Source organism: Paenibacillus sp. ICGEB2008 (genome assembly GCF_000307675.1).
GTDB lineage: Bacteria > Bacillota > Bacilli > Paenibacillales > Paenibacillaceae > Paenibacillus > Paenibacillus polymyxa.
Map to the genome: position 1 here is coordinate 1 of NZ_AMQU01000044.1, position 4,261 is coordinate 4,261.

The following is a 4,261-nucleotide window of genomic DNA, read 5'->3' on the forward strand; positions in this document are numbered from 1 at the left end:
CATCATATTATTTCTGATGGTGCATCTGTCGGTGTGCTGATTGAGGAGCTTTCAAAGCTGTACGACGGAGAAACCCTTGAGCCGCTTCGTATTCAATATAAGGATTATGCCGTGTGGCAGCAGCAGTTCATTCAGTCTGAGCTTTACAAGAAGCAAGAAGAGCATTGGCTGAAGGAGCTGGACGGAGAGCTGCCGGTGCTGACGCTTCCGACCGATTACAGTCGGCCTGCCGTTCAAACATTTGAGGGAGACCGCATTGCATTTTCATTAGAAGCAGGCAAAGCTGATGCTCTGCGCAGGCTTGCAAAAGAAACGGATTCCACGCTTTACATGGTGCTTCTGGCTTCATACAGTGCATTTTTATCAAAACTTAGCGGGCAAGACGATATCATCGTCGGTTCACCTGTGGCCGGACGATCTCAAGCGGACGTCAGCCGCGTCATCGGAATGTTCGTCAATACATTGGCGCTGCGCACGTATCCGAAGGGTGAAAAGACGTTTGCTGACTATCTTAACGAAGTGAAAGAAACGGCACTCAGCGCTTTTGATGCGCAGGATTACCCGCTTGAGGATTTGATCGGAAATGTTCAGGTTCAGCGTGACACAAGCAGAAACCCGTTATTCGATGCAGTTTTTTCAATGCAAAATGCGAATATAAAGGATTTAACAATGAAAGGGATTCAGCTTGAGCCCCATCCGTTTGAACGGAAAACAGCCAAGTTTGACCTCACGCTGACGGCTGACGAAACCGACGGAGGGCTTACATTCGTACTCGAATACAATACAGCTCTGTTTAAGCAGGAAACGATTGAACAATGGAAGCAATATTGGATGGAGCTTTTAGATGCTGTTACTGATAACCCGAACCAGCCGCTTTCCAGTCTGTCACTGGTCACCGAGACAGAAAACCAAGCGCTTCTTGAGGCATGGAAGGGCAAAGCGCTGCCTGTGCCGACAGACAAAACGGTTCATCAGCTATTCGAAGAGACTGTCCAGCGCCACAAAGACCGCCCGGCTGTCACATACAACGGCCAGTCTTGGACGTACGGCGAGCTGAATGCGAAGGCAAACCGTCTTGCACGGATTTTGATGGACTGCGGCATCAGCCCGGATGACCGCGTCGGCGTTCTCACGAAGCCGTCGCTTGAAATGTCCGCCGCGGTGCTCGGCGTCTTGAAAGCCGGAGCGGCGTTTGTGCCGATTGATCCTGACTACCCGGATCAGCGGATTGAGTATATTTTACAGGACAGCGGCGCGAAGCTTCTCTTGAAACAGGAAGGAATTTCAGTGCCGGACAGCTATACGGGAGATGTCATTCTTCTCGACGGAAGCCGCACGATTCTAAGCCTGCCGCTTGATGAAAACGACGAGGAAAATCCAGAGACTGCTGTAACTGCGGAGAACTTGGCGTACATGATTTACACATCTGGAACGACCGGACAGCCGAAGGGTGTCATGGTCGAGCACCATGCGCTTGTGAACCTGTGCTTCTGGCACCACGACGCGTTCAGCATGACAGCGGAGGACCGCAGTGCGAAGTACGCGGGCTTCGGGTTCGACGCTTCCATTTGGGAGATGTTCCCGACCTGGACGATCGGCGCCGAACTTCACGTCATTGATGAAGCGATCCGCCTCGATATCGTCCGCCTGAACGATTATTTTGAAACGAACGGCGTAACGATCACGTTCCTGCCGACACAGCTTGCGGAACAGTTCATGGAGCTTGAGAACACATCACTTCGCGTCCTCTTGACCGGAGGAGACAAGCTGAAGCGCGCAGTGAAAAAGCCGTACACACTCGTCAACAACTACGGGCCGACAGAAAATACGGTCGTTGCCACAAGCGCAGAAATCCATCCGGAGGAAGGCTCGCTTTCCATCGGACGGGCGATCGCCAATACGAGAGTATACATCCTCGGCGAGGGCAATCAGGTGCAGCCGGAAGGCGTAGCCGGAGAGCTTTGCGTGGCGGGGCGCGGACTGGCACGCGGCTATCTGAATCGAGAAGACGAAACCGCGAAGCGGTTTGTCGCTGATCCGTTTGTGCCGGGTGAGCGCATGTACCGCACCGGCGATTTGGTGAAATGGACGGGCGGCGGCATCGAATACATCGGCCGGATCGACCAGCAGGTCAAGGTCCGCGGCTACCGGATCGAGCTCTCAGAAATTGAAGTCCAGCTCGCACAGCTTTCTGAGGTGCAGGATGCGGCAGTGACAGCTGTCAAAGATAAAGGCGGCAACACAGCGATCGCGGCGTATGTCACACCGGAAACAGCTGACATAGAAGCACTGAAATCAGCACTGAAGGAAACCCTGCCGGATTACATGATCCCGGCGTTCTGGGTGACGCTGAACGAGCTTCCGGTTACGGCAAACGGCAAAGTGGACCGCAAAGCCTTGCCTGAGCCGGACATCGAAGCGGGAAGCGGAGAATACAAAGCGCCAACGACCGATATGGAAGAACTGCTTGCCGGCATCTGGCAGGACGTGCTTGGAATGTCTGAAGTCGGTGTCACCGACAATTTCTTCTCGCTTGGCGGAGATTCCATCAAAGGAATTCAAATGGCGAGCCGCTTGAACCAGCACGGCTGGAAGCTGGAAATGAAAGATCTCTTCCAGCACCCGACGATCGAGGAGCTTACCCAATATGTAGAGCGTGCCGAAGGCAAACAGGCAGATCAAGGCCCGGTGGAGGGCGAAGTCATCCTGACGCCGATCCAGCACTGGTTCTTTGAAAAGAACTTCACGAACAAGCACCACTGGAACCAATCGGTGATGCTTCACGCCGCGAAGGGCTTTGATCCTGAACGGGTGGAGAAAACATTGCAGGCGCTGATCGAGCATCATGACGCGCTCCGTATGGTCTACCGTGAGGGACAGGAAGACGTCATTCAATACAACAGAGGTCTTGAAGCTGCTTCCGCTCAATTGGAGGTCATCCAGATTGAGGGCCAAGCTGCAGATTACGAAGACCGTATAGAGAGAGAAGCGGAGCGTTTGCAAAGCAGCATCGACTTGCAGGAAGGCGGCTTGTTAAAAGCAGGCTTGTTCCAAGCGGAAGACGGAGACCACTTGCTTCTTGCCATTCACCACTTAGTGGTTGACGGCGTGTCGTGGCGGATTTTACTGGAGGATTTCGCCGCGGTATATACACAGCTTGAGCAAGGCAATGAACCGGTTCTCCCGCAGAAAACACATTCATTTGCAGAGTATGCAGAGAGATTGCAAGACTTCGCGAACTCCAAAGCCTTTTTGAAAGAAAAAGAGTATTGGAGACAGCTTGAAGAACAAGGCTGTCGCGGCAAAGCTTCCGAAAGACCGCGAATCTGGTGATCAGCGAATGAAACATACAAAGACAATTGAATTCTCGCTGACTGCTGAAGAGACAGAACAGCTCACCACAAAGGTGCATGAGGCATATCACACAGAAATGAATGATATTTTGCTGACGGCATTCGGATTGGCAATGAAGGAGTGGACGGGTCAGGATCGAGTAAATGTTCATTTAGAGGGGCACGGACGTGAAGAAATCATAGAAGACCTGACCATTTCCCGCACAGTCGGCTGGTTTACAAGTATGTACCCAATGGTGCTCGATATGAAGCATGCGGATGATCTGGGCTACCAGCTGAAGCAAATGAAAGAAGATATCAGACATGTGCCGAATAAGGGAGTCGGATACGGCATTCTGCGCTATCTGACGGCATCGGAACATAAAGAAGATGTGGCGTTCTCGATTCAGCCGGATGTCAGCTTCAACTATTTAGGTCAGTTTGACGAAATGTCGGATGCAGGTTTGTTTACGAGATCAGAGCTGCCAGCAGGACAGTCATTAAGCCCTGAAACAGAAAAACCGAATGCGCTGGATGTTGTCGGATATATCGAAAACGGAAAACTGACGATGTCACTGGCCTATCATTCTCTTGAATTTCATGAAAAAACAGTACAAACATTCAGTGACAGCTTTAAAGCGCATCTTCTCAGAATCATTGAACATTGCCTATCTCAAGACGGTACGGAACTGACCCCGAGTGATCTTGGTGACGACGATTTGACGCTGGATGAGCTGGATAAATTAATGGAAATTTTCTAATAGAGGTGGCATATGAGCAAAAAATCGATTCAAAAGGTGTACGCACTGACACCAATGCAGGAGGGAATGCTGTATCATGCGATGCTTGATCCGCATTCTTCCTCGTACTTCACACAATTAGAGCTTGGGATTCACGGCGCTTTTGATCTTGAAATCTTTGAGAAAAGC

At 51.2% G+C, this 4,261-nt stretch carries 1 protein-coding gene and 1 pseudogene; both read left to right on the forward strand.

Translation table 11 applies throughout. The features are described 5' to 3' along the window. A pseudogene (srfAA, locus tag C400_RS28345) lies at window positions 1–4,093 on the forward strand (surfactin non-ribosomal peptide synthetase SrfAA); the annotation flags it as partial. A gap of 12 nt (window positions 4,094–4,105) precedes the next feature. Further along, on the forward strand, window positions 4,106–4,261 hold a 156-nt coding region (locus tag C400_RS28795; protein ID WP_157834339.1), incomplete at its 3' end, for a condensation domain-containing protein.